Consider the following 2,221-nt stretch of genomic DNA (forward strand, 5'->3'; position numbering starts at 1 on the left):
AGCTCGCCGTCGATCACCGAGGCGGTGATGACGTCCTGCGGGTACAGCGCCGCGAGGTTGTGGTCGCCCTATAGGCAGGCCGCCTGCCTGCGCTCAACTAGTGTGTTTCACGTTCCAGGAGACTTACAAATGCATCATGTAACTCGATCGGGACGGCATCCGGAATGTCGGTATAAACCGTCTTAATAACGTGACGCATGAGCCTACCGGCTCCGGGGCGTTCTCGAACTAGCGAATTTAGAGGTGGGAATGCTAAGAGTAGTTTTTGCTCTAAAAGGTGGTCATCGATTCTAAAATACGCTTGCTCTAAACTTAGAGAGAAGCCGCCAACATACTCGGCTTCAAACAATTCCCCAGGCTCGGCACCCAGCACCTCGCGCACAACCGCTCCAGCGATAACCCGCAGCCTTTCTGGATCGATCAACGAAAGCGAAATGATCGTATCGTCGTGATGCAATCCAATTTTTGATTTCCAGTCTGAAAAATCTCGACAGATTAGAAGAGCAATGGCCAGGGGATCAAGGATCGTGCTCTCCAATCCATTTCGGCGCCCCTCTGCCAGTACAGCCAGACGAGCATCATTTGAGTTCTTTCCGTCCCAGTCAATTAAACCGAAGACAGAAAGGTTGCCCGCTGCGGAAAGGCTTTCAACGAGACGCCTTACGTTCTCGCAACCAGAATTGCGCTCGGATCCATCAGACGATCTAGTGCCGGTCGCAATAAATTCGAGCGATCGCTCAGACCTGATCTTTGGCTTAAGCAGCTTGTAAATCGCCTCATAGATCACTGCGTCAGAGGAGCTTTCCACGAAAACTTGCCGACGCCCTTCGAACGAAATTGCAAGTGTCGGAACTCCTACGGTCAAGACGTTTAGAGCGCTCGCCTTGCTGCTTTTCCGTATCCCAGGCACCCCCGGCTGCATCACGAAAATCGCCTCATCCGGCGACAGCGCAACCGTAGACGGAGAGTGCGTCGTCGCAATCACCTTTATAGCGAACTTCTCAACAAGCGACTTTTGAATTGTGTCGATTAGGTTCTTGGACATGGACGGATGAAGCGGCGCATCAACTTCATCAAGTAGCAATAGCTTGGGCGCAGCAGCAAGCTGCCTTCGATCTTGCGAGTAGTAAACGCAGAATGCGAACGACATAAGCACCTTCTCGCCCGACGAAAGATTTGCAAATTGGATAGAGATTGATGAGCCCTTTTTCGTGAGCGCGGGCTGAAATGGAGAGTGCGAATTTAGGGTTGGATGATTGATCTCGAAATCAAGACCTGCCGCCCTCATCGAAGAATTTACGAATTCCCACGGCGGCGGCCCATACAAACGAACAAACTCATCATCACTTACAAACGAGAGGCCACGCTGCCCCTTTGAGGCCATGAATTGAGCGAGCTGATTCTCTAGCCAAGCATCACGATAAGCCACAAAAAGTCGTGCAAACGACTGCTGAAAGACGTCGGCCTCTCCCCAAAGAGGAGGACCAGCAAGAAAATCCCTTTCGCGCAAGGCCGGCACGGGCTTATTCCGCGCGGTTGCCAGATCCTGGATATAGCGCCGGATCGTCGGACTGAAGTCCGCCAATAGTACGTTAGCTGCCAACGCATTAGCTTCAATAAGCTGCAGTCTCACATCGGCGAGCGTACCAACCGGCAACAGCGAAGAAAGATTATCGTCACATATCTCTGATAGCGCTTGCGGATCGGCTATGTATTCACTTGGCAAATGGAGCCGCCGAGCCAAAGCGCGAAGCGGTTCAAGACCATTTTGATGAAGGCTTCTGTAAACGAATTGCAGAGCAACCCCGCTTACTTCATTCTTTAGGACTTCGCTTTGAAAGATTCCCGTATCCTGGGGGACTAAAGAATTCCAATCGTAGAGTCTAATGTCGTTTAGAGCGAACGATTCGTCTTGATTACCGTATCTCAGATTTCCATTTTTCAATGCTTGGAGTAAGTGGCTTTTACCAGCTCCATTCGATCCAGTTAGTAGCAAAAAATCCGGAATTTCGACGTCCGGAAATTCTTGAATCGAAAGGTGAGAACCGACAAAGCATAACTTCATACTAAAATACTTCCGTTTATAAAGCGAAATGGAAAATCGTCATATCAATGCTGCGACGGTCGAAGGGGTCGGCGCTGCTATAAACATAGCCGACCCACCATCTCAGCCGCCGGTGCGGTACACCTGAATATCGAGGTCGCGGATCTTCTTGCGCAG

At 50.7% G+C, this 2,221-nt stretch carries 1 protein-coding gene; it reads right to left on the reverse strand.

Going from position 1 to position 2,221, the window contains the following annotated elements; all coding sequences use genetic code 11:
• Positions 1-97: 97 nt before the first annotated feature.
• Entirely contained in the window at positions 98-2,065 is a 1,968-nt protein-coding gene (locus IP86_RS28365; RefSeq protein WP_082364296.1) for an AAA family ATPase, read from the reverse strand.
• Positions 2,066-2,221: the final 156 nt, after the last annotated feature.

The organism is Rhodopseudomonas sp. AAP120, assembly GCF_001295845.1.
In the GTDB taxonomy this organism is placed as follows: Bacteria; Pseudomonadota; Alphaproteobacteria; order Rhizobiales; family Xanthobacteraceae; genus Rhodopseudomonas.